The sequence below is a fragment of the Rhodothermales bacterium genome, from assembly GCA_040221055.1.
Taxonomy (GTDB): Bacteria; Bacteroidota; Rhodothermia; order Rhodothermales; family UBA10348; genus 1-14-0-65-60-17.
Genome location: JAVJVN010000012.1, coordinates 73,480 through 95,224, shown reverse-complemented (window position 1 = coordinate 95,224; position 21,745 = coordinate 73,480). Strand labels below are relative to the sequence as shown.

The following is a 21,745-nucleotide window of genomic DNA, read 5'->3' as shown; positions in this document are numbered from 1 at the left end:
GCTACGGCAATCGGACGGCCATCAGGCGCGGCGCCGATCGATCCCGGTCGGTGTCCAACTGCGCCCCGTCCGTGAAATGCCCCCAATGGCTGTTGGCCACGAACACGAAGGACGTATCGATGACCACGCCCAGCGTGGGCTCGTCGAATTCCGGTTGATTGGCCGCCAGGACCGTGATGGAGACCACATCCCGCGCATCGTCCGACAGCCGAACGTGCAGGATCCGTTGGGGTGCGGTACCATTCTGTACGGCGACGAGTCCCCCACCTCCGCGGTAGAGGCCGTCCACGCCCAGGAGCGTCTGCCCATACGGAACCCGCATGCGCGTTGCCGTACCCTCTTCCGGATCCACACGGAACAGTCCGGCGGTGTAATCGGCCACCACCAGCGTCTGCCCGTCTTCCAGGAACGTCAGCCCCTGCAAGGAGGCAAACCACGGCGACGACACGGCCGCCTCGAACACGTCCATGCCCGGCCGGGCACGCCATATGACGTTTCGCAGTGAATCGGATACATAGACCGTTCCGTCCGCCGCTACCACAAGGTCGCCCGGCCACGCGCCGGGCGCTGTTCCATCGGCGTCAACCACCGGCTCGGCATCGGGAATCCGGATGTGATGCACCACCTCCCCGCTGGATGGATCCACAACCACGACACCGGACTCCCATTCTGTTTCCGAGGCGAGATTCGGGCCGCGCGTAACCGCAGCATAAAGCCGACCCTCCACCCACGTCATGCCCATGACCGAAGGAAGACCTTCAACAAGGGTGCGGATGCCGTCCTCCGCCAGCTCCAGGATGACGCCCTCGCGTACGCTTCCGATGAACCAACGTTGACCCGTCTCATCCCGGGCAACGCCCTCCGGGACCAGGTCGGGGCTGCCCCCCTCCGCAACGGTCCAGACCACTCCGATCGGCGCAGCATTCCGGGTAAGCGCCTCCGAAACGCGCCGGAACGGGTCACGCTCCAGGAGACCGGCAAATACCGGATCGGCCGCCAGGTCGCGCGTCATTCCCATACCTGCGAATACATCCAGCAACGTCATGGCCTGCAGGGTATCACCCGCTGCCAGACGGGATCGGCCGGCATGGAACAGATACACCGCCTGCTGGGGCCGGAGTGTGTGGGCCGAGTCCATGCGCACGCGGTACCCCTCGACGTCTCCCTCGCCAAGCGCTGCCGATGCTTCGGCCACGAACGCATTCGAACGACGGATATCGTCGGGCGATGAAGGACGGTCAGGGTAGGCTGGTGCTTCGGGATGCTGCGTACACCCGACCGCGAAAACCAGCATGCCGGCAGAGAGTGCGGAACGGAACATGGGTAGCAAGGGGTGGACTTGGTCGGATCAGTCGGTCAAGATAGCATCCATGACACGATCCAGATAGGCAGAAACCGATTCCCCATCCAGGCGCTGGACCACCAGGAGGTCATCCCGGTTGGCCTGCACCCAGTGTTCCAGGATGCGACGCGCATCGGCCTCAGTGGGATGCGTAGGATCGCGGTCGACATCGGAATGGGCAAGCACGGTCTCCAGGCGCTCGCAGATGTATTGCAGGTTGCCCGCCCCGACCGGCGACGGCATGCGCCCCGTCCAATGCACCAGCCCCCCACGGACCACCGCACACGTCACCGAATCCGCATCCAACCAGTACACGGTATCGGGACTGTCCATGGGTCGGACGACCGCTCCCATCCGATTCCGTCCCTGGGCAATCCAGGCCAGCCAGTCACGGATCCGGGCGGCTTCCTCGAAATCCAGTTCTGCGGCAGCGTGGGCCATGTCGGCCATGAGCCGTTCCTCCACCTCGTCGGCGTCGCCCCTCAGGAAAGCTTCCACGCGCCGGACCTCGGTGATATACGCCTCCCGGTCGGTGTTTTCGCACGGCATGGTGCACCGTCCGATGTCCCCCCTCAGGCATCGTCGACCGCGTTCCAGGTCGGCGGTTGAGCAATTCCTGACGGCAAACAGTCGTTCTATCAGCTCAATGACGGAAGCGGCCTCGGCCCGGGATCGCAGCGGACCGAACCATTCCGCCCCGTCGTCCCGGACAATGACCTGGGCGGTGATTCTCGGGAACGGCTCGTTCCAGTCAATCCGCAGGAACGGACGCGATACATGGCGGCGCAGCGCCCGGTTGTACGGGGGATCGATGTCCTTGATGAGCCGGGACTCCAGGATGAGTGCGTTCAGCTCGGTTTCCGTGGTCTCCCAGTCGACGATCCGTACGTTGGCCACCAGGTTGCGGATGCGTCCCGGATGGGCCTCCACGGCCGTGAAGTAGGACCGGACACGGCTGGCCAGCGTTTTCGCCTTGCCCACGTAGAGCACTTTCCCCTGGCCGTCCTTCATGAAGTACACACCGGGCTCTTCAGGAACGAGGGGCAGCACGTCCATGCGGATCCGGTCCAGGTGCGGCGACGCCGGTCGGACACTTGCGTAGGTCTTCCGCTGCAGTTCCAGCAATTCCCCGATTTCACGGATGCCGTGTTCTTCCTCGGCAATCAGCAGCAACCGCTCAAGGACGCCAACCGTGACCTCGGCGTCGCGCAAGGCCCGGTGCCGTCCTTGCCCGTCCAACTTGAAGAATGCTGCGAGATTGCCAAGGCTCTTGCTGCGCAGTCCGGGAAGCAGTCGTCGCGCCAACCGCAGTGAGCAGAGTCCGGCATGGTCCATTTCCGGCAATCCCGCACGCGCCAGTTCCGCGTTGATGAATGCCCGGTCGAACCCGATGTTGTGCGCCGTGAATATCCCGTCCCCCAGGAAGGACAGATAGTCCGGCAGGACGTCGGCCGCGCGCGGTTTGTTGGCCACGTGGCCGGTGGTCAGACCCGTGATCCGCGTAATGCGGTACGGGATGGCCGTCTCGGGATTGATCAGATGACTGAACGACGTTCGCGTCCCGTCGGGATGTATGGCGATCGCCCCGATTTCGATGATTCGATTTTGGGCAGCGGATGTACCGGTGGTCTCCGTATCGGTCACGACCAGGGGCCGTGCCCCTTCCAGGAACCGTGTGAAGACCGACATGTCCGCTACTCCGCCAGCGGAACACCCATCATTTCCGCCAACAACAGGCCCACTCGTGTATTGTCCATGGATCCGTTGAACGCACCCGCTCCCGGACCAAAGGCGAACAAGGGAACGTCCACGGCGGTGTGCCCTGAGGTGGACCAGTGTACCGATGCCCTCCGTGCCAGACGGTCCTGCAGCGTGGACCGGAGGAAGGACTGCAACCGGGCATCGTTGTTGGTCGCCAGGATGCGCCGCAACTCGAACTGCTCCGGTTCGGAAAGGCTCAGTTGGAAGTCGGCCATCAATGTTTCCGCAATCCAATTCGGCAATGCCGGACGATCGGCAAGGACTTCGGTGAGACGGCGACCGAAATCCTCAATGGATGAGCGCGCAGCGGCCAATCCCGTGGGGTCGTACCGGTACCCCGATCCGCCCCCTTCGAATTCCCCTCCGAGGGTGAGTCCGCCCGTCTCATGGTCCGCCGTGATGACGACCAGCGTACGACCGTCCTTGCGGGCAAAAGCCAGGGCAGCCGCGACGGCCTGATCAAAAGCCAGCATATCGTGGAGGAAAGCCGGAGCGTCATTCCCGTGACCGGCGTGATCCACGCGTCCGGCCTCGATCATCATGAAGAAGGGCCGGTCCTGCGACGCCAGCCGGTCGAGCGCCCACGTGGTCATTTCAGCCAGACTCGGTTCCGCCGTCCGGGCGCGATCGATTTCGTAGGCCATATGGGACATGCTGAACAGCCCGAGTACGGGCAATTCCTGCTGGGAAAGCAATTCCGCCCGGTTTGCCACCAGGTGATACCCCGTGTCCTGCATGATATTGGCACTGTCCGTCCGGACGCCCCCTTCCATGGGCCCGACGTAGAACTGGCGTCCACCCCCCAGCAGGATCTCAATACCCTGGCGGATTTGTTGGTCGGCGATCTCCTGCTCCTGGGCCCGGGCCGGTACGTGGGCCGAGAAGGCCGCAGGCGTGGCATGCGTAATCCGGGCGGTGGAAATCAGTCCGGTATGGAATCCCCGTTGTTCGGCCCGCTCCAGAATGGTCGAGACCGGCTGCCGGTCCACATTCATCCCGATGGCTCCGTTATACGTCTTGACGCCCGAGGCGTACGCCGTCGCACTCGATGCGGAGTCCGTAATCCGGGAATCCGCAGCAAACGTCTGGACGGTCCCGGTCAGGTACGGATCCAGGGCCAGGCCGCTCGATTCGACCTGCGTGTCCCGGAGATAGTCCCGGGCGAGTGTCATTCCGACGACGCTCATGCCGTCGGCCACGATGAAGACCACATTGTCAGGCCGATCATCACTGGTCTGGCCTACCGCAGATGGATGATGGATGAACACGACGAGCATAAACGCGACGAGGATCCGCGCGGCGCACCGGTCAAAGGACGAGGATCGGATGGTGGGTAGCTTCATGGCGGGAATCACAAAAGGGCGGTCAAGTATCAGGAACGATTCCAATATACCGGAACCCGTGCGGCCCGCACATTATGATTTTGCCAAAACTTGGCGTTCCCCGGATCCCGCCGCGCCCTCCTGTTCCGTACGTTCCGATGTCCCTTTAAATCACAGTCCATACCGTCATGAAAGTCACCGTAGTCGGAGCCGGAAACGTAGGCGCCACCGTAGCAGAATGTGTAGCCCGCAAGGATATGGCCGATGAAGTCGTTCTCATCGACATCGTCGAAGGCCTGCCCCAGGGAAAAGCGCTCGACATGCAGGAGTCGGCCCCCATCCACTTGTTCGACACCCGCGTAACGGGAACGAACGACTACGCCGACACGGCCGGTTCGGACATCTGTGTCATCACGGCCGGCTTGGCCCGCAAGCCGGGCATGAGCCGCGACGACCTCCTCGCCAAGAACGCATCCATCGTGGGATCGGTCACCGAGCAGTTCGCGAAGCACAGCCCCAATGCCATCATCATCGTGGTTTCCAATCCACTGGATGTGATGACCTACGTGGCCTACATGAAGTCGGGTTTCCCCAGCCAGCGCGTCTTCGGCATGGCCGGCGTACTGGATACCGCCCGCTACCGCGCCTTCATCGCCATGGAGCTGGGCGTGTCGGTTCGCGATATCCAGGCCCTGCTCATGGGTGGACACGGCGACACGATGGTCCCGCTTCCCCGCTTCACGACCGTCGGTGGCATTCCGCTGCCTGAACTCATGGACAGTGCCACCATCGACCGCATTGTCGAGCGTACGAAATTCGGGGGCGGCGAAATCGTGAAGCTCATGGGCACTTCAGCCTGGTATGCCCCGGGTGCAGCGGCTGCCGAAATGGTGGAAGCCATCATCAAGGACTCCGGACGCGTGCTTCCGTGTGCCGTCTGGTTGACCGGTCAATACGGCGTCAAGGACATCTTCATCGGCGCCCCCTGCCGACTGGGTCGGAACGGAGTCGAGGACATCATCGAAGTTCCGCTTTCAGAGGACGAACAGGCCCTCATGAATGCATCGGCCGAGGATGTGGTCAAGAACCTCGAAACGCTGAGCCGCCTGCAGCAGGCCTGAGCCGACATCGGCGTCGGTCCCCGCCCCTTCAACCCCAACGCACGGGGGCGTAATAAATGCCCCGTTCCGGTCAGAACAACGGCCGGAGCGGGGCGTTGCCTTTTTCTTCCGTTCCTCATCCCGATCCGACCTTCCATGCGCACGCGATTTTTCCTGATACTGCCAATCCTGGTCATGGCCTCCTTCCTGGGTGGCTGCGACAGCAATGAAGAGAAGGGGGAGCTGATTGTAACGGACCTGGCAGAAGGAGACGGGGCGGTCGTCCAGCGCGGTCAGACACTCACCGTATCGTACGTCGGCCGGTTCTCGGACGGTACCATCTTCGATTCCACGGCCGAAAAGGGTGAGAACTTCACGTTCACGTTCGGGGTGGGCCAGGTGCTTGAAGGCTGGGATGAAGGCCTCACCGGCATCCGGGTCGGGGGCGAACGGCGCCTTGAAATTCCGTCGCACATGGCCTTCGGGCGCCAGGGTCAATGTTTTTCCGATGGATCCTGCGCCGTCCCTCCCAACACGGACGTCACATACGACGTCACCGTCCTGGAGATTTTCGACTATGTCCGGATAGAGGACGTGCAACCGGGTGACGGTCGGATTGCCGAATTCGCGGATATCGTGTTCGTGGAATATGTCGGCACCCTTCCTGCGTACGGCGACCAGGTTTTCGATGCATCGAATTCCCGCCCTGAAGATTTCTTCTTCACCATAGGAGGCGGCGGCGTCATTTCAGGATTCGAGCAGGGCGTGATCGGCATGCGCGTGGGCGGAGTCCGGGAAATCCTCATCCCTCCCGTCCTGGGATACGGTGGATTCGGAGCAGGATCGGCCGTACCCCCTTGGGCGGTATTGAAGTTCAATATCGAACTGGTCCGGATCGTGAAGCCGGGCGAATAGCCCCGTCAGGAGCTGACTACCGCTTCGCTCTCGACCCATTGCACGGCGTGCTGCATGAGTTCGGCCGCACTGCCCAGGTTCAGCTTGGTTTTTATCCGGGCACGGTAGCTTTCTATGGTTTTGATGGACAGACCGAGCCGTTCGGAAATGTCCCGGGTGCCGAATCCCCGTCCGGTCAACTCGAAAACCTCCAGCTCCCGGTCCGACAAGACTTCCAGCGGAGAGCGGTTGAACGAATTCTGTCCTGTCGCCATTCCCATCAACAGCCGTTCGTTGATTTCCGCGGAAACGTAGATGCCCCCCGCGAGAATGCGTCTGATGGCCGTCACGACGGTATCCCCCGCAGCCATTTTCATGAGATACCCGCGTGCACCGGCGCGGATGGCCCGCTCGGCATAGAGGGTTTCGTCATGCCGGGAAACCACCAGGACCCGGATGTCGGGATTCAAGGCGTGTACGTGTTTGATGAGATCTATGCCGCTCATTCCGGGCAGGGAAACGTCCACGACCAGCACGTCCGGCGGATGGTCTCCGATTCGCTCGAGCATGGCCTCGGCGGTCTCGGCTTCGCAGCATACCACAAGGTCGTCCTCTGCCTCGATGACCAGCCGAAGCCCCTTGCGCATGAGGGGGTGATCGTCGACCAGCCCTATAAGTCGCTCTTTCCTGTTTTCCATGATCATGCGTCCAGGTTGGGTTCGTCTGAATCAACAATAGCATGATCCGGCATGGGTCCGTGACGGGTCCGCGCAGAGGCAACATGGCAGGTGACCACCCACAACGGCGTGGGGGAAACCCCGATATTGCAATCGTTTCCTTTGACGTTTATTGTGTACCGATTCGCTCAACTCATCCTTCACGGTACATGGCATCCACCCAAATCACTCCTGGTCGTATCCATTTCGACGACCAGGTGGTCCGCATGTTCGTCCTGGCTACCGCAATCTGGGGCTTTGTCGGCATGCTGGTCGGCGCACTCATTGCCCTTCAACTGCCCTGGTGGCAGGCCAACCTGGGCCCGTATCTGACGTTCGGGCGGTTGCGTCCGCTCCACACCAACGCCGTCATCTTCGCGTTTGCCGGCAACGCCATTTTTGCGGCCATCTACTATTCCACCCAGCGGCTGGTGAAAGCGCGGATGTACAACGACCTCATGAGTCGCATCCACTTCTGGGGCTGGCAGGCCATCATCGTGAGTGCCGCCATCACGCTGCCCCTGGGGTACACGACGAGCAAGGAATACGCGGAGTTGGAGTGGCCCATTGACATCCTGATCACGATCATCTGGGTCATCTTCGCCATCAACTTCTTCATGACGCTGAAGGTGCGCCGGGAGAAGCACCTGTATGTGGCCATATGGTTCTACATCGCGACCATCGTCACCGTGGCCATCCTGCATATCGGAAACAGCCTGGCCGTCCCGGCATCGTTCCTGAACAGTTATCCCATCTATGCCGGGGTCCAGGATGCCTTCGTGCAGTGGTGGTACGGTCACAATGCCGTGGCCTTCTTCCTGACGACGCCCTTCCTGGGCCTCATGTACTATTTCCTGCCGAAGGCCGCAGACCGGCCGGTGTTCTCCTACCGCCTGTCCATCGTGCATTTCTGGAGCCTGGTCTTCATCTACATCTGGGCCGGCCCGCATCACCTGAACTACACGTCCATCCCCGAATGGGCGGCGACATTGGGCATGGTCTTCTCCATCATGTTGTGGATGCCCAGTTGGGGTGGCATGATCAACGGGCTCTTCACCTTGCGTGGGGCCTGGCACAAGCTCCGGGACAGCGTCGTGCTGCGCATGTACGTGATCGGAATCACCTTCTACGGCATGTCGACCTTCGAGGGCCCCATGTTGTCCGTCAAGACCGTGAACGCCTTGAGCCACTACACGGATTGGACCATCGGACACGTCCATGCCGGCGCACTCGGCTGGAACGGGTTCATGACCTTCGGGATGATCTACTGGCTGCTCCCCCGCCTCTGGCAGACGAAACTGTGGAGTGAACGTCTGGCCAATGCGCATTTCTGGATCGGCACGATCGGCATGCTGCTCTACGTGATGTCCATGTATGCCGCCGGCGTGACGCAGGGCCTCATGTGGCGGGCATTCGACGATGCCGGGCGCCTCCTGTATCCGGATTTCATGGAGACCGTCATCCAGATCGTGCCCATGTATTGGGTCCGCCTGATCGGTGGCCTCATGTATCTGACCGGCGTCATCCTCATGCTCTACAACATTTACCGGACCATGCGGACCGCACCGGACACGCTTGAAGATCCATCCATTTCCGTTTCCTGACCCCTGCCCATCATGAGTCCATTTATCAAAACCGACGGAAAACACCGGCAACTGGAGGGATGGCCCTTCGTGTTCACGGTGCTGACCACCGTAGCCGTCCTCGTGGGCGGTGTCGTTGAATTCCTGCCGCTTGTCCTGGTCGACAGCAACATTCCGACCATCGAAACGGTCGAGCCCTACACGGCGCTTGAGGTCATCGGTCGTGACCTGTACATCCGGGAAGGATGCGTCGGGTGCCATTCCCAACAAGTCCGTCCCTTCCTGGACGAGTTGGAGCGGTATGGCGAGTATTCGAAGCCGGGGGAGCACGTCTACGACCACCCTTTCCTGTGGGGTTCCAAACGAACCGGGCCGGACCTGCATCGGATTGGTGGCAAATACCCCGACCTGTGGCATGTCCGGCACATGGAAGACCCGCGTTCCACGAGCCCGAGTTCGCTCATGCCTCCGTATGCCTGGCTGCTGTCCCGGGACCTCGACTTCGAATCCATCCCGGCACGCATGAAGGCACTCAAGCGGGTCGGCGTCCCGTATTCGGATGACGACATCGCACGTGCCGTATCCGATGCCCGATCACAGGCAAGCATGATAGCCGATGGTGTGGCCGCCAGCGGTGGGCCGGCGGATCTCGAATCGAAGGAAATCATGGCCATGGTCGCGTACCTGCAACGTCTCGGAACCGACATCAACCCCCGCTGAGGCCCATCATGTTCAAGGACGTAGTCCGCAGTCTGGATACCGGCAGCCTGGCCATCGTGGGCCTGGTCGCCTTCATCCTGGCTTTCGTGCTCATCGTTGCACGTGTCGTATCCATGAAAAAATCCGAACGTACCGCCCACAAGAATCTTCCCCTTGAGGACGACGAGAATCCCCATGTCTGACCAACACATCCCCCCGTCCCAGTCCGGTGCCTCCGACCCCGACAATGAGCCGCTCATCAGCGGCCATTCCTACGACGGAATCGAAGAATATGACAACCCCATGCCCGGATGGTGGCTGTGGCTGTTCTGGCTTTGCGTCCTGTTCGCCCCCATCTACGTCCTGGGTGTCCATTTTTTCGGTTTCATCAACACATATGAGGATGACCTGGCCGACAGTCAGGCGGCCATCCAGGAAGTCCGCGATGCGTGGGAAGCCGAGAACCCGACGTTCGAGGTTTCGAACGAGGCCATTGCGGCATATATCGGCGTGGATGAACACATCCAGGCCGGTGCCCAGGTGTATTCCGCCAATTGCTCCATGTGTCACGGGAATGATGGCGAAGGACTCATCGGTCCCAATCTGACGGATGCGTACTGGATCCACGGCAACCAGAACGTGGACCTGTTCAACGTCATCACGAACGGAGTGCTCGACAAGGGCATGACTCCCTGGGGCGGCGTGCTCACTCCGGAACAACGTTCCCAGCTCGTCGCTTACATCCGTTCCATAGAGGGAACCGAGCCCGAGAATGCCAAAGCGGCCGAGGGCGAGTTCTATGGTGATGAGGAGAATGGCGACGATGACGATACCGCTGCGCCCGAACGGGCGGATGTCTGATCCCGACTCCGGCACCCGTTCCCATGATCTGCCACCACCCTGACTCCACCGTTCCGTGTCCGACGCTCCACGCATTCTTGAATCGCCCGAAGCGGTCCTGTCCACGCTCGGACAGGACGGAAAACGGAGGTGGCTCTACCCCACGCTCAGTCCGGGCAGGTTCCTTGATCGCCGCCGGATAACGGCGTGGATCCTGGTTGTGGCGTATCTGGCCTTGCCGGTCATCCCGATCGGAGGTCGGCCTGCGGTGCTGCTGGACGTGGTACACCGGGAATTCGCGCTTTTCGGGGCGGTGTTCTATCCCACGGACACGCTCCTGCTCATGCTGTTCCTGATTGCCATCATGGTGACGGTCATCCTGTTCACCGCGTTGCTGGGACGGGTCTGGTGTGGATGGGCATGCCCGCAGACCATCTACCTGGAATTCGTATTCCGGCCGCTCGAGCGTCTCATAGAGGGCAAGGAACACGTGCGCAAACGACGGGATGAAGGTCCCCTGACGTTCGACCGGACGTGGCGTAAAGCGCTCAAATGGGGCCTCTATTCGATCATCGCCTTCGTTCTCGCGAATACGTTCGTGGCCTACTTCGTGGGTTGGCCAACCTTGCTGCAGTGGATGACGGAGCCCCCGACCGCCCACTGGGGCTTCTTCGTCGTGATGGCCGGCACGACCGGCCTCATCCTGTTCGATTTCGGCATTTTCAGGGAGCAGATGTGCACCATCGCCTGCCCGTATGCCCGCATGCAGTCCATCATGCTCGACCCCGATTCCCTGATCGTGTCGTATGACCCGACCCGGGGTGAACCCCGGGCCCGTCGGTCGAAAAAGACCATGGAGTTGGAAGCGGCCGGCGAAATCGAGGCGAAGGGGGACTGTATTGACTGCTTTGCCTGTGTCCGGACCTGCCCGACAGGAATCGACATCCGGGACGGCTTGCAGATGGAATGCGTGGCATGCACGCAGTGCATTGACGCCTGCGACCACATCATGGACCAGATCGACAGGCCGCGTGGTCTCATCCGATACACATCGGAGCGTGAGTTGGAGGGCAAACCCACCCGCATTTTCCGCGCACGCACCGCCATCTATGCAGCAGCCATGGTGTTCGTGCTGTCGGCATTCACGCTCGTGTTGACCAACCGGAACGATTACGACATCAATGTGGGTCGTGTGGTCGATGCACCATACACCGTTCTTCCCGATGGCAGCATCGCGAACCGTCTCCGCTTCCGCGTCCGCAACCAGACGCCTACGGCGGTGACGTTCGAGGTGAAGGCCGGAATGCCGGCCGCGGCCGACGTCCGGGCGGTGGGAGCCATGCCCATGGCGTTGGAACCGGGAGAGATGGCGCGCCTCGAAATCTGGGTGGTCACACCGGTCAGTGCGTTCAATACGACGTCCATTCCTGCGCGGTTCGACGTCGTCTTCTCTGACGGACAGGTCATCCCGACCACCTATACATTGCTCGGTCCCGACTCATGATCATCCCGAACTTGATGCTCCTCAAAAGGCCATGAACAGAATTCCGGCACAGATCGCGTGGCCCATGGCCGTCGTCGGTCTCATTCTCCTCGGCATGACGTCCACGTTCGGAGTACTGATTGCGTCCCGGAGCGACGGTGGCCCCAGGGTCATCAAGCAGTACTACCAAAAGGCCGTGGCGTGGGACTCCACGGCTGCCGTCCGTCAGGCCAGCGTGGACCTGGGTTGGGTCCTGGATGTCTCGCGCTCCAGGACGGACGGACAGACCGAATTGGAGGTCCGGATCGTGGACAGCGATGGTCGCCCCATATCCGGACTTTCGGGTGAAATGCGTCTCAGTCGCCCACAATCCACGGGCGTGCTCGAGCGACTCCCGCTTGAGCCCTACCCGACCCCAGGCACCACTCCCGGTGCCACTCCCGCCTTCACCCTTCGCGCGTTTCCCACGGTGTCCGGGCGGGGACTGTGGGACGTGGAAGTGGACGTACGCACCGGGGAAACCCGATTCGTCGGTACCGTTCGCCGGGATTGGCAGTTGCCGTGAGCCGGACGACGGTCGTTGCCTGCCATCATTGCGGGCTTCCGGTCCCCCCTGGGCTGCAGGATACCTCCCCCGCTTTCTGTTGCTCGTCCTGCCGGACCGTGCACGCCATCCTGTCTGAGACCGGATTGGACGCGACGTACTACCGGCTCAGGGAATCGGCTCCGGATACGCCCGCCTCGCGACGCAGCCCCGGTACCGCGCCGAATCCTTCCCGACAGGCCGCGCTCCTGGACGAACTGGATGCTCCGGACTTCATGGGGTCCCATGCGGCACGGCTGGACGGCGGACAGTTCCGGACGCACCTGTATCTGGACGGTGTGCACTGTGCCGCCTGCGTCTGGCTGGTCGAGCAATTGCCCGTCCACGTCGACGGGGTTGCCCATGCCGAGTTGAATCTGCCTCGGGGACGGCTGAGTCTGGAGTGGGATCCGGAACGCGTGCGGCTTTCCGATGTGGCCCGCTGGCTGTCCCGTTTCGGATACCCGGTGCTGCCACGGGTGGACGGCGAGCAGGCGCCGGAATCGGCCGAGGAGCGGCGCCTGCTCATCCGCATGGGCGTCTCGTGGGCGCTGGCCGGCAACATCATGCTGATCGCCTTCGCCCTGTACAGCGGCCTGAGCACCGACGCGGGCAGCCTGCTCACGTCGGCTCGCTGGTTGAGCCTGCTCCTGGCCATCCCGGCCGTGTTCTACGGCGGAAGTGTCTTCCTGAAGCGTGCCTGGTTTTCGGTGCGGCTGGCGGTATCCGCGCGCTCACCGCGCCACCTGCACATGGATACGCCCATTTCCGTGGGTATCCTGGCCGGTTTCATGGCCAGTGCCTGGGCCACGGTTTCGGGTTCCGGCGAAATATGGTTCGATTCCATCGCCGTCCTGATTGCCGCCTTGTTGTCCGCTCGTTGGCTGCAGTTGCGTGCACGGCGCCTGGCCGGCAATTCATCCGAGGAACTGCTTGCCCTCTTGCCGACCATGGCGTGGCGCGTGGACCCGGACGGGTCCACGCGCCACGTCCGGGCCGACGGATTGGCCGTGGACGATCGGGTCCGGGTCCGTCCCGGAGAGCTCATCCCCGTTGACGGTTTCGTTGAACGTGGGGAAAGCCTGCTGGGCAACGCCGTCCTGACGGGAGAAAGTCGTCCTGTCCGGGTCGGCCCGGGATCGGCGGTCTTCGCCGGTACCACGAATGAGACCGAAACCCTCATCATCCAGGTCCGGGCCACCGGTGCCGCCACCCGGATCGGCTCCTTGCTGGCATGGGTTGCAGAGGACCGCCGTACGGAGCGGGACGCATTGGCATCTTCCCATACGCAACGGCCCGCCAACCCGGGTCGCCCGTCGCGGATGGAGTGGGTTGACCGCATTGGCGGATGGTTCACCATCACCGTCCTCGCGCTCGCGGCCGTTACGGGTGTACTGTGGTCGGTCCTGCAACCCGCATCCGCAATCTCCCATGTGATAGCGCTCCTCGTCATTACCTGCCCGTGCGCCCTCGGCATGGCCACACCGCTGGCCACGGCCATCGGTCTGGGCCGCGCAGCCCGGCGGGGACTGTTCATCAAGGATGAGTCCACCCTGTCGCGGGCCGGCACCATCGATACCGTCCTCCTGGACAAGACGGGTACGGTCACGGCAGGACGCATGACCATCGAGGAGGTCGTCGGGGCGGCCGACGCGGTGCGCCTGGCGGCCCCCCTGGAAGCCCATGTCATGCATCCGATTGCCGGGGCCTTCGCCGCCGCCACCGACGGACTGGACCTGCCCGAAGCCACGGGGGTCCGCCAGGCGCCCTCCCAAGGGGTGTCAGGGACCGTCGAAGGACGGTCCCTGCGCGTCGGCCGCCCCGACTGGGTCGCCCCCCCGGATGCCTGGCCCGATGACCTGCGGCAGGCCGCCGACCGGATGGCGACCTCCGGACGCTCACCGGTCGGTATTTCCGTGGACGGCTGTCCGGTGGCCGTAGTGGCCATTGCCGATCCCATCCTGCCCGATGCGGCCTCCCTGATTGCGCGCCTCTCGCCCCACTACCGGATGATCCTGTGTTCCGGGGACGACCCGCAAACGACCCGGGATGTTGGCCGCCGACTGGGTCTCCCCGACGCGGCGTGCCTGGGCGGATACCTGCCCGAAGAAAAACGCAACCTGGTCCGCGATCTGCAGTCCCGCGGCCACGGCGTCCTGGTGGTGGGTGACGGCGTAAATGATGCCGGTGCCCTGCAAGCTGCGGACATCGGGCTGGCCGTGGCCGGTGGTTCTGCCGCGAGCCAGATGGCCGCTGACGTGTTCACGACCCGACCGGGACTGGCCGCCGTAAGCGAACTGCTGGTGGAGTCACGGGGCGTGACCGCCATCATCCGTCGCAATCTCGGGATGTCCCTCGCCTACAACGTACTCGGCGCCGGCCTGGCCATGGGCGGCCTGGTCACGCCCCTCGTCGCCGCCGTCGCCATGCCCCTGTCGTCCTTCGCCGTGGTGCTGTCATCCATTTTCCAGCGAACGTTCCGGACGGAGCATCCATCATGAACATCCTCTTCGTACTCGTGCCCGTCGCCCTGTTCCTGGCGGCCCTCGGCGTTGCCGGCTTCATCTGGTCTGTTCGTTCCGGCCAGTTCGACGACCTCGAGACGCCTGGTATGCGGGTGCTTTTTGGAGAGGAGCGCGTCTCGGACGACGACCCCAACGCAAAGACTGGGATTACCCGACGAAAACCCTCGGGGAAGGCTCAGCCTCCTGATCCGACAGGCTGAGCCAGCGCAAAACCTGTAATATATTAGCTGTATACAACTAATATATTACAGAACGTCAGTGCATCGAGTGGCCTGGCATGGCCGGAAATCCGCGAAAAAGGGTGAACACCCCGAACAGGATGAGCAGGACGCCGCCAACGCGGGCTGCCAGGACGCGGCGGCGGGGGCTGAGCCGGCTGGCAAACCACGCCGTGAGGCCGAGAGCGGGTAGCGTGCCGACACCGAAAATGGCCATGAACGCACCTCCCTGCCACCATCCGCCTGTACCAGCGGCCCCCGCCAGCGCGGCGTAGAGAAGACCGCACGGCAACAGGCCGTTCACCATTCCGAGTCCGACCAAAGAGAACCGGCTACGCTGCCCCATGAATGATCGGAGCCAATCGGCCACGCGGGCGGAAACCCGTCCCAATAAAGGCACCGAACGCGGCCCGGAAAACCAGCCCGACAGAGCAAACCAGCCCCCCAGCTGCAACCCCGCGCCAATCATGATCACTCCCACAAACACTGCCAATACCCGACTTCCGAGCGACCAGCCCCCCAGCCACGCCCCGGCAGCGCCCGCCACGACACCCAGCACGACGTAGGTCAGCGTCTTTCCCGCGCCGTAAAGCGCGAACCGCCCCCCACCGCCACCCGCCGAGCGCGCACCACCCCGCGCCAGAACCGCGAAGCCGCCGCACATGCCTGCACAATGCAGGGCGCCCGCAAGTGCCAGCCCCGACGCCATCCAGACCCAGCCCCAACCATCCATCGTCGTTTACGTAAGTTTGCCGGACCCAAGATACCGCACCGCATCGATGACTCCCGACCCGTCCTCCCAATGGCCGTTTGACCTGCATGAAGCCGTTCAGCATCTGTCCGACCAGGATCCACGCCTCGCATCCCTCATCCATCGGACCGGCCCCGTCACCATCGCGCCGCGGGCCCATGAAGAGCCGTTCGAGGCCCTGCTCCGATCCATCGTCTACCAGCAGCTCTCCGGAAAAGCCGCCGGCACCATCCATGGCCGCGTGCTCCACATCACCGGCGACCCGCCCCGCCCGGAGGCGGTTCTGGCCCTGACCGACGACGAACTCCGCGCGTGCGGTCTGTCCCGTGCGAAAACAGCCGCCGTGAAAGACCTCGCGCTGCACACCGGGCGCCGTACGGTTCCGGACGCGGCCCGCCTTCGCGCCATGGAGAATGCGGAAATCATCGAGCGACTGACGCAGGTCCGGGGCATCGGCCCCTGGACGGTCCAGATGTACCTGATGTTCGGCCTGGGCCGACCGGACATCCTGCCGACCACCGATCTGGGCATCCAGAAGGGTATCCAGCAACTGGATGGGCTCCCCGATCTTCCCAAACCCGCCGAAGTGGAGGCCCGGGGCGCCGCCTGGCAACCCTACCGGACCATTGCATCGTGGTATCTGTGGCGCAGCGTGGATGGCTGAGCGCGACTGCGTCCCATACTCGGCGCCGGGGCCTATTCGATGGGCCGCTGGAACACCACCACGTGTTGCTGCGGCAGGATTTCACGGTTTTCCCGCCACGTAAATCCGACCGCTTCCATTTCACGGCGGATCTGTTCGGCGGTCATCCGGTGATCGTCCGGTATCGGAATGGTCGCATCTTCCTTCCGGTATTCCACGATGACCAGCGAGCCGCCCGGTCGGATGGCCTGGAAGATGCGTCGCATCATGGCCTCCGGCTGGGAGAATTCGTGGTAGGACGATACGATGAGCGCCAGGTCAATACGGGCATCCGGCAAGGATGGATTATCCACTGTGCCCTGGATGGGAAACACGTTTCGATAGCCGCTGCGATGGGCGCGGGCGTTCAGTGTGTCCACCAGCGCCGACTGGACTTCGACGGCATAGACCCGACCGTGCGGGACCATGTCCGCCAGGCGGAACGTGAAGAAGCCGGTGCCGGCCCCGATGTCGGCCACGTGCGCGGACGGGTTCAGTTCCAGGGCATTCAACAGCCGGGCCGGCAACTCCTCCTCGTCCCGGGAGGGTCGGTCCAGCCAAAGAGCGCCATGCTCGGACGCCATGACGTCGGCAATGTCCCGTCCCATGTAGGACCCGGGCGCATCGGGACCCTCCCCGCAGCCGAAACCGGGCGAGAGGGTCAACAACAGGACCCCGGCCGTCAAGGGCCCGCCGATCCACCTTGAAACTCCAGTTAACATCGTGTAATGTGTATAAAATACCCTTTACGAACCGGCGGAAATCCGCTATGTTCTCTGTTCGCGCTGCCCGGGACCTGTGTACGGTCCGGCCGTACGCTGGCGACCCATTTTGACCCGAATTTTTCCCATGCGTCCACGCTTTCTTTGTCTGCTGGCGGTCCTCCTCGGATTACCCGTTGCAGCCCATGGACAAGCATCCTTCGAGGAAGCGGTCATCGACGTCGGAAACGTTGGGATAACCATCACGAACGCGGGACTCTTCGGCCGATCCAGCATCCGGAACAATCCGAGCGGCCCGCCCTCGTTCGAATATCCGCTCAATGAAGGGGTGGAGCACTTGTTCGAGGCCGGTGTATGGATCGGGGCCACCCGTTCCGACGGTACCGAAACGGTCCGGACGGCAGCCGTCACGTCCGGAGGCGGCTATGCCCCGGGCGCGCCCGGATACGAATTTGCGTCGTTCAGTGGCTTCACGCGCCGCTCGTCCCTGACCACATCGGCAGAGTATTCGCGGTCGGCCGTTTCCCATCAGGATTTCCTCACCGCCTTCGAGGACACCTCCCGAACGCTGCCCAACACGAACATCCAGATGCCGGACCAGTCCGGACGCCTGGGTGCCATGGTGCACGTGACCACCCACGCCTGGAGCTTCCCCTTCACGGAAGCCTTTGCCATCGTGAACCTGGACATCGTGAACATCTCGTCCGAGCCCTGGGATTCGGTCTACGTCGGGCTGTTCCATGACCTGGTGGTGCGGAATGTGAACACCACGAACGATACGGGCGGGGCCTTCTTCAACAAGGGCGGCCTGGGATACGTGGACTCCCTCCAGGCCATGTACGCCTTCAACGCCGGTGGCCTGGAAGAGACGCTCAATACCTATGGCGCCGTCCAGGTGCTGGGTGCCGAATGGTTCGATCCGGCCCGGGGCGAAAAACGATTTTTCCATCCGGCCGTGGCTGACGAGTATGTGGCCGATGGCTATACAGCCCCGACCGTTAACCCCCGCTGGTGGCTGTTCTCCGGTGGAAGTGACGAACTGAACCGTCCGAACACCGACGCCGACCGGTATCGCAGAATGGCGACCCCGTATCCCGACCCGGCCGGATATCCTACTCAGGACGCCTATGAAGCGGCACTTGAAGCCTGGTATACGCGGCTCCGGACGGACGGTCAGATTTCGACCGGAAACTGGATTGGCCTGACCCCCCTTGGGCCGTTCCCACGGGTCAATGCGGGCGATACGCTCCAGGTCACGTTCGCCCTGGTGGCGGCCCTGAAGCCTGAGGAATTCCAGGGACAAGCCGGAAAAGCCATCGATACACCCGAATCGCGGACGTTGTTGGCTACCAATCTGGGCTGGGCCCGACGTACATATTCCGGCGAGGACAACAACTTCAATGGTCGCCTGGACCCCGGTGAAGACGTGAACGGGAACGGGGTACTGGACCGCTATTTGATTCCCGAGCCGCCCGCCTCCCCACGTGTCCGCGTGGAATTCGAACGCAACGCGATCACCGATGAACCCGTCGTTGCCCTGTACTGGGATCGGACGGCCGAAGAATCCAGGGACCCCGTGACCGGCATCGAGGATTTCGAGGGATACCGGATTTACCGTTCCGATCCGGGCGATGATCGCGGCGGCAACCTGGCCGGCGCTGCCGGTCTCGTGGCCCAGTACGACACGCCCGGGAACACCATCGGATTCAACAACGGATTCGGCCAGATCGCGCTCCAGGAACCGGCGTTGTTCGAAGGGGACGAAACCGAGTACTGGTACCGCTTCGAAGCGCCCAACCTGAAGAACGGCTGGCAATACCTGTTTGCCGTCACGGCCTTCGACTCGGGAGACCCCGATGCCGGATTGGAGCCGTTCGAATCGTCCCGCGTCGCAAACAGTGTCCGGGTATTTCCCGGGACGCCGGCCAATACGGACGGAAGCCGGGAAGTCGGCGTGTATCCCAATCCGTATCGTGTGAACGCGGCCTGGGACGGAACGTCCAACCGAAGCCGGAAACTGAACTTCTACAACTTGCCACCGAAGTCGGAAATCAGGATCTATACGCTGGCCGGCGAACCGGTCAAGACCCTGTATCACGACGCTGACACGTACACCGGGGATACCGGATGGTATACGGAATTCGGTGCCGAAAATGGCCTCCAGCCCGGGGGGGAGCATTCCTGGGACCTGTTGTCGGAGAACGGGCTGGGCCTCGCAGGAGGCCTGTACCTGTTCACCGTCGAGGACCTGGACGACGGAAGCACGCAGCGCGGGAAATTCGTCATCATCAAATAACCACCACCACCTGACATCGAACCCATGAAAAAACTGGTTACTGCCTGGATCCTGCTGCTGACGGCAGCCCTGACGATCCAGACCTCACACGCACAGACGGTCACGACCGTCGCAGAGATCAACGCCATTCCCCAGTCCGGAATCGATGCGGTCGCCGCCCTCGGCGAAAACGTGACGACCTCCGACCTGACGACGCACATCCGTTCACCGTTCACGGGAGAATCGGTCCAGTTCACCGCCGTTGTGCTGTCCGATCCGCTCCTCTCGGGTCTGTCCAGCGTCAACTCGTCGACCAACGAGCCCTCCCGAATCCATTTCTGGGTTCGTGACGAAGCTGCTGCCACCGCTGGCTTTGATGGCCAGGTCATCCAGGTCGTGGATGGCAACTTCCGTACGACCGGCTCCATTGACCTGTTCGTGGGTGATGTCGTCCGGTTCACGGGCACCGTCGCCTACTTCGGGTCCGGCATGCAGTTTTCCCCGTCAGCCGTGTAGTTCCTGGGCACCTACACCGACCGTGGTCTGGATGCCAGCATCCTCGATCCGGTGACCATTACACTGGACGAGCTGAACGTGGCGCCAGGCAACAACACGGCCCGTGTCAACTGGGACAACTTCGTGGCGCTCAACCAGCAGTACGTGCGGATTGAAGGCCTTCAGGTCTTCTCGTCCCCCAACAGGACCGCCTCGCGTCCGAACTGGGCCCTGCGTGACGTCGCTACGGGTGCCGTCATCGACAACGATGACATCTCGCTGGCCTTCAGGAACGACCGCACGGATTACCCGAGCCCGTTCCGCGCCACGAACGACTTCACAGCGCCTCCCGTCGGTGCAACGGTGAACCTCCAGGGATTCGCCCTCCTGTCCCGCAGCTCGTTCGATCCGCATGAGATCGGCGCACCGTCGATTGGCATGATGCGCATTGTACCCTGGGAGTCCACGGACCTGGTCGTGACCCAGTCCCCGCCGAACATCACGGACATCACGCCGCCGACCAGCATCCCGGGTAACAGCCCGATCACCATTACCGCCTCCATCACGGCCGATCAGAGCCGTACCCTCACGGGCGCATCGCTGACCTGGACGTCGACGAGCAACCCCACGGGCGGCACGGTCACGGGCACCAAGACCACCGGCGACACCTGGTCCTTCCAGATCCCGGCCCAGCCGAACCGGGACTTCGTAACATTCACGATTTCTGCAACGGACAGCCAAGGCAGCGAATCCACGTCGGCCGAGCGGTTCGTGCGCGTGCTGTTCGGTGGCATCACTGCGGTCCGGGACATCCAGGAACCGGCCCCCGGCAGCGGTGACTCCCCGTTCCGTGACGTGACCACCACCATGGACCTTGAAGTCACGGTCATGACCGATCCGGCAAGCGCCAACGGCTCCTCCGATGTCATGACGGTCCAGGACGGCACGAGCCCCTGGTCCGGTATTGCCCTGCGCGCAAGCAGCAACCCGCTTACGGCTGCCGGTGTGGCCAAGGGTGATGTCATCCGGATTACCAGTGGTCGGATCGTCGAGAACTTCGGTCTCACCATGATCCGCGACTACCAGTTCGAAATCGTGAGCCAGGGTGGCGCGCCCTACAACGCCATCGTGGTCACCACCGAACTCCTGGCCGACGCGGACATCGCGGAGTCGCTGGAAGGCATGCTGCTGCGCGTGGAGAACGCCACGGTCGTTGCGACCAACGCCGACGCCCCCAGCGGTCCATTCGGTGAGTTCCTGATTTCGAACGGCGAAGGCTCTCTCCGTGTGGATGACCAGTCGGACTTCATGTCCTACGAAGGCAACGATCCGGGTACGGTTTTCGCAGAAGGCCAGGTACTGGCATTCGTCGAAGGCGTCCTCTGGTACTCCTTCTCGAACTTCAAGCTCGAGCCCGAGTCCTTCGACGCCATCGGCCCCGTGACCAACGTGGCCACGGAATCGGATGTCCTGCCGCAGACCACCAGCCTGCACCAGAACTTCCCGAATCCGTTCAACCCGACGACGTCCATCCAGTACGATGTGGCTACGACCGGCCAGGTCACGCTGAGCGTGTACGATGCGCTGGGACGTCACGTCGAAACCCTGGTGAGCAGCGAACAGCCGGCCGGTACGTACGCCGTGCAGTTCAACGCCGCACGTCTGTCCAGTGGTCTCTACCTCTACCGTCTCCAGACGGCAGACAAGGTGGTCACCCGGACCATGACGCTGCTGAAGTAACCCCGTGATGGCAT

At 62.7% G+C, this 21,745-nt stretch carries 20 protein-coding genes; 14 read left to right on the top strand and 6 right to left on the bottom strand.

The genetic code is table 11. The features are described from left to right. Position 1: 1 nt before the first annotated feature. Genes RIE53_06170 through RIE53_06160 form a run of 3 tightly spaced genes read right to left on the bottom strand, consistent with a single transcriptional unit; the run spans position 2 to position 4,446 of the window. Entirely contained in the window at positions 2-1,321 is a 1,320-nt protein-coding gene (locus RIE53_06170; GenBank protein MEQ9104266.1) for a hypothetical protein, read from the bottom strand. 27 nt (positions 1,322-1,348) lie between these two features. Continuing rightward, on the bottom strand, positions 1,349-3,031 hold the full coding sequence (locus tag RIE53_06165; GenBank protein ID MEQ9104265.1) for a DEDD exonuclease domain-containing protein: 1,683 nt from the start codon (positions 3,029-3,031) through the stop codon (positions 1,349-1,351). Between the two features lie 5 nt (positions 3,032-3,036). Next, positions 3,037-4,446, bottom strand: coding sequence for an alkaline phosphatase (locus RIE53_06160; GenBank protein ID MEQ9104264.1), 1,410 nt, complete (start codon positions 4,444-4,446; stop codon positions 3,037-3,039). A gap of 167 nt (positions 4,447-4,613) precedes the next feature. Between RIE53_06160 and mdh the strand changes: the two genes are divergently transcribed. Together mdh and RIE53_06150 are read left to right on the top strand one after the other, a co-directional pair. Next, on the top strand, positions 4,614-5,546 hold the full coding sequence (mdh, locus tag RIE53_06155; protein ID MEQ9104263.1) for a malate dehydrogenase: 933 nt from the start codon (positions 4,614-4,616) through the stop codon (positions 5,544-5,546). Positions 5,547-5,681: 135 nt separating this feature from the next. Beyond that, a complete protein-coding gene (locus tag RIE53_06150) occupies positions 5,682-6,440 on the top strand; it encodes an FKBP-type peptidyl-prolyl cis-trans isomerase (GenBank protein MEQ9104262.1) in 759 nt (252 codons plus the stop codon). Between the two features lie 5 nt (positions 6,441-6,445). Here the strand turns inward: RIE53_06150 and RIE53_06145 are convergent, their stop codons facing one another. Further along, positions 6,446-7,117 carry a response regulator transcription factor gene (locus RIE53_06145; GenBank protein ID MEQ9104261.1) on the bottom strand — a complete coding sequence of 224 codons (672 nt, stop codon included), beginning with the start codon at positions 7,115-7,117 and terminating at the stop codon, positions 6,446-6,448. Between the two features lie 188 nt (positions 7,118-7,305). Here RIE53_06145 and ccoN point away from each other — a divergent pair, with 188 nt between their 5' ends. The 8 genes from ccoN to ccoS are packed head-to-tail and all read left to right on the top strand — an operon-like array spanning position 7,306 to position 15,048. Continuing rightward, positions 7,306-8,739 (top strand): cytochrome-c oxidase, cbb3-type subunit I, encoded by a 1,434-nt coding sequence (ccoN, locus tag RIE53_06140; protein MEQ9104260.1) that lies wholly within the window; start codon positions 7,306-7,308, stop codon positions 8,737-8,739. A 12-nt stretch (positions 8,740-8,751) separates the two neighbouring features. Continuing rightward, a complete protein-coding gene (ccoO, locus tag RIE53_06135) occupies positions 8,752-9,438 on the top strand; it encodes a cytochrome-c oxidase, cbb3-type subunit II (GenBank protein MEQ9104259.1) in 687 nt (228 codons plus the stop codon). Positions 9,439-9,446: 8 nt separating this feature from the next. Then, complete coding sequence (locus RIE53_06130) at positions 9,447-9,620, top strand: hypothetical protein (protein MEQ9104258.1); 174 nt, start codon at positions 9,447-9,449, stop codon at positions 9,618-9,620. After that, entirely contained in the window at positions 9,613-10,278 is a 666-nt protein-coding gene (locus RIE53_06125) for a c-type cytochrome (GenBank protein ID MEQ9104257.1), read from the top strand. Before RIE53_06130 ends, RIE53_06125 begins: the two co-directional genes overlap by 8 nt. A 55-nt stretch (positions 10,279-10,333) precedes the next feature. After that, positions 10,334-11,761, top strand: coding sequence for a cytochrome c oxidase accessory protein CcoG (ccoG, locus tag RIE53_06120; protein ID MEQ9104256.1), 1,428 nt, complete (start codon positions 10,334-10,336; stop codon positions 11,759-11,761). 31 nt (positions 11,762-11,792) lie between these two features. After that, a complete protein-coding gene (locus RIE53_06115; protein MEQ9104255.1) occupies positions 11,793-12,305 on the top strand; it encodes a FixH family protein in 513 nt (170 codons plus the stop codon). Continuing rightward, on the top strand, positions 12,227-14,824 hold the full coding sequence (locus tag RIE53_06110) for a heavy metal translocating P-type ATPase metal-binding domain-containing protein (protein ID MEQ9104254.1): 2,598 nt from the start codon (positions 12,227-12,229) through the stop codon (positions 14,822-14,824). The genes RIE53_06115 and RIE53_06110 overlap by 79 nt, the downstream gene beginning before the upstream one ends. Beyond that, positions 14,821-15,048: a cbb3-type cytochrome oxidase assembly protein CcoS gene (gene ccoS / locus RIE53_06105; protein MEQ9104253.1), complete on the top strand. Its 228-nt coding sequence runs from the start codon at positions 14,821-14,823 to the stop codon at positions 15,046-15,048. The genes RIE53_06110 and ccoS overlap by 4 nt, the downstream gene beginning before the upstream one ends. Before the next feature lie 55 nt (positions 15,049-15,103). Here ccoS and RIE53_06100 read toward each other — a convergent pair whose 3' ends face one another. Next, a complete protein-coding gene (locus RIE53_06100; protein ID MEQ9104252.1) occupies positions 15,104-15,775 on the bottom strand; it encodes a sulfite exporter TauE/SafE family protein in 672 nt (223 codons plus the stop codon). Positions 15,776-15,845: 70 nt separating this feature from the next. Here RIE53_06100 and RIE53_06095 point away from each other — a divergent pair, with 70 nt between their 5' ends. Further along, entirely contained in the window at positions 15,846-16,481 is a 636-nt protein-coding gene (locus RIE53_06095; protein MEQ9104251.1) for a DNA-3-methyladenine glycosylase, read from the top strand. A 32-nt stretch (positions 16,482-16,513) separates the two neighbouring features. Here RIE53_06095 and RIE53_06090 read toward each other — a convergent pair whose 3' ends face one another. Then, on the bottom strand, positions 16,514-17,185 hold the full coding sequence (locus tag RIE53_06090; protein ID MEQ9104250.1) for a class I SAM-dependent methyltransferase: 672 nt from the start codon (positions 17,183-17,185) through the stop codon (positions 16,514-16,516). Between the two features lie 163 nt (positions 17,186-17,348). Between RIE53_06090 and RIE53_06085 the strand changes: the two genes are divergently transcribed. From RIE53_06085 to RIE53_06075, 3 genes are read left to right on the top strand one after another with little or no spacing between them, the layout of a single operon-like run. Further along, positions 17,349-19,517: a hypothetical protein gene (locus RIE53_06085; protein MEQ9104249.1), complete on the top strand. Its 2,169-nt coding sequence runs from the start codon at positions 17,349-17,351 to the stop codon at positions 19,515-19,517. 24 nt (positions 19,518-19,541) lie between these two features. Continuing rightward, entirely contained in the window at positions 19,542-20,012 is a 471-nt protein-coding gene (locus RIE53_06080; protein MEQ9104248.1) for a hypothetical protein, read from the top strand. A 51-nt stretch (positions 20,013-20,063) separates the two neighbouring features. Then, positions 20,064-21,731 carry a T9SS type A sorting domain-containing protein gene (locus RIE53_06075; protein ID MEQ9104247.1) on the top strand — a complete coding sequence of 556 codons (1,668 nt, stop codon included), beginning with the start codon at positions 20,064-20,066 and terminating at the stop codon, positions 21,729-21,731. Positions 21,732-21,745: the final 14 nt, after the last annotated feature.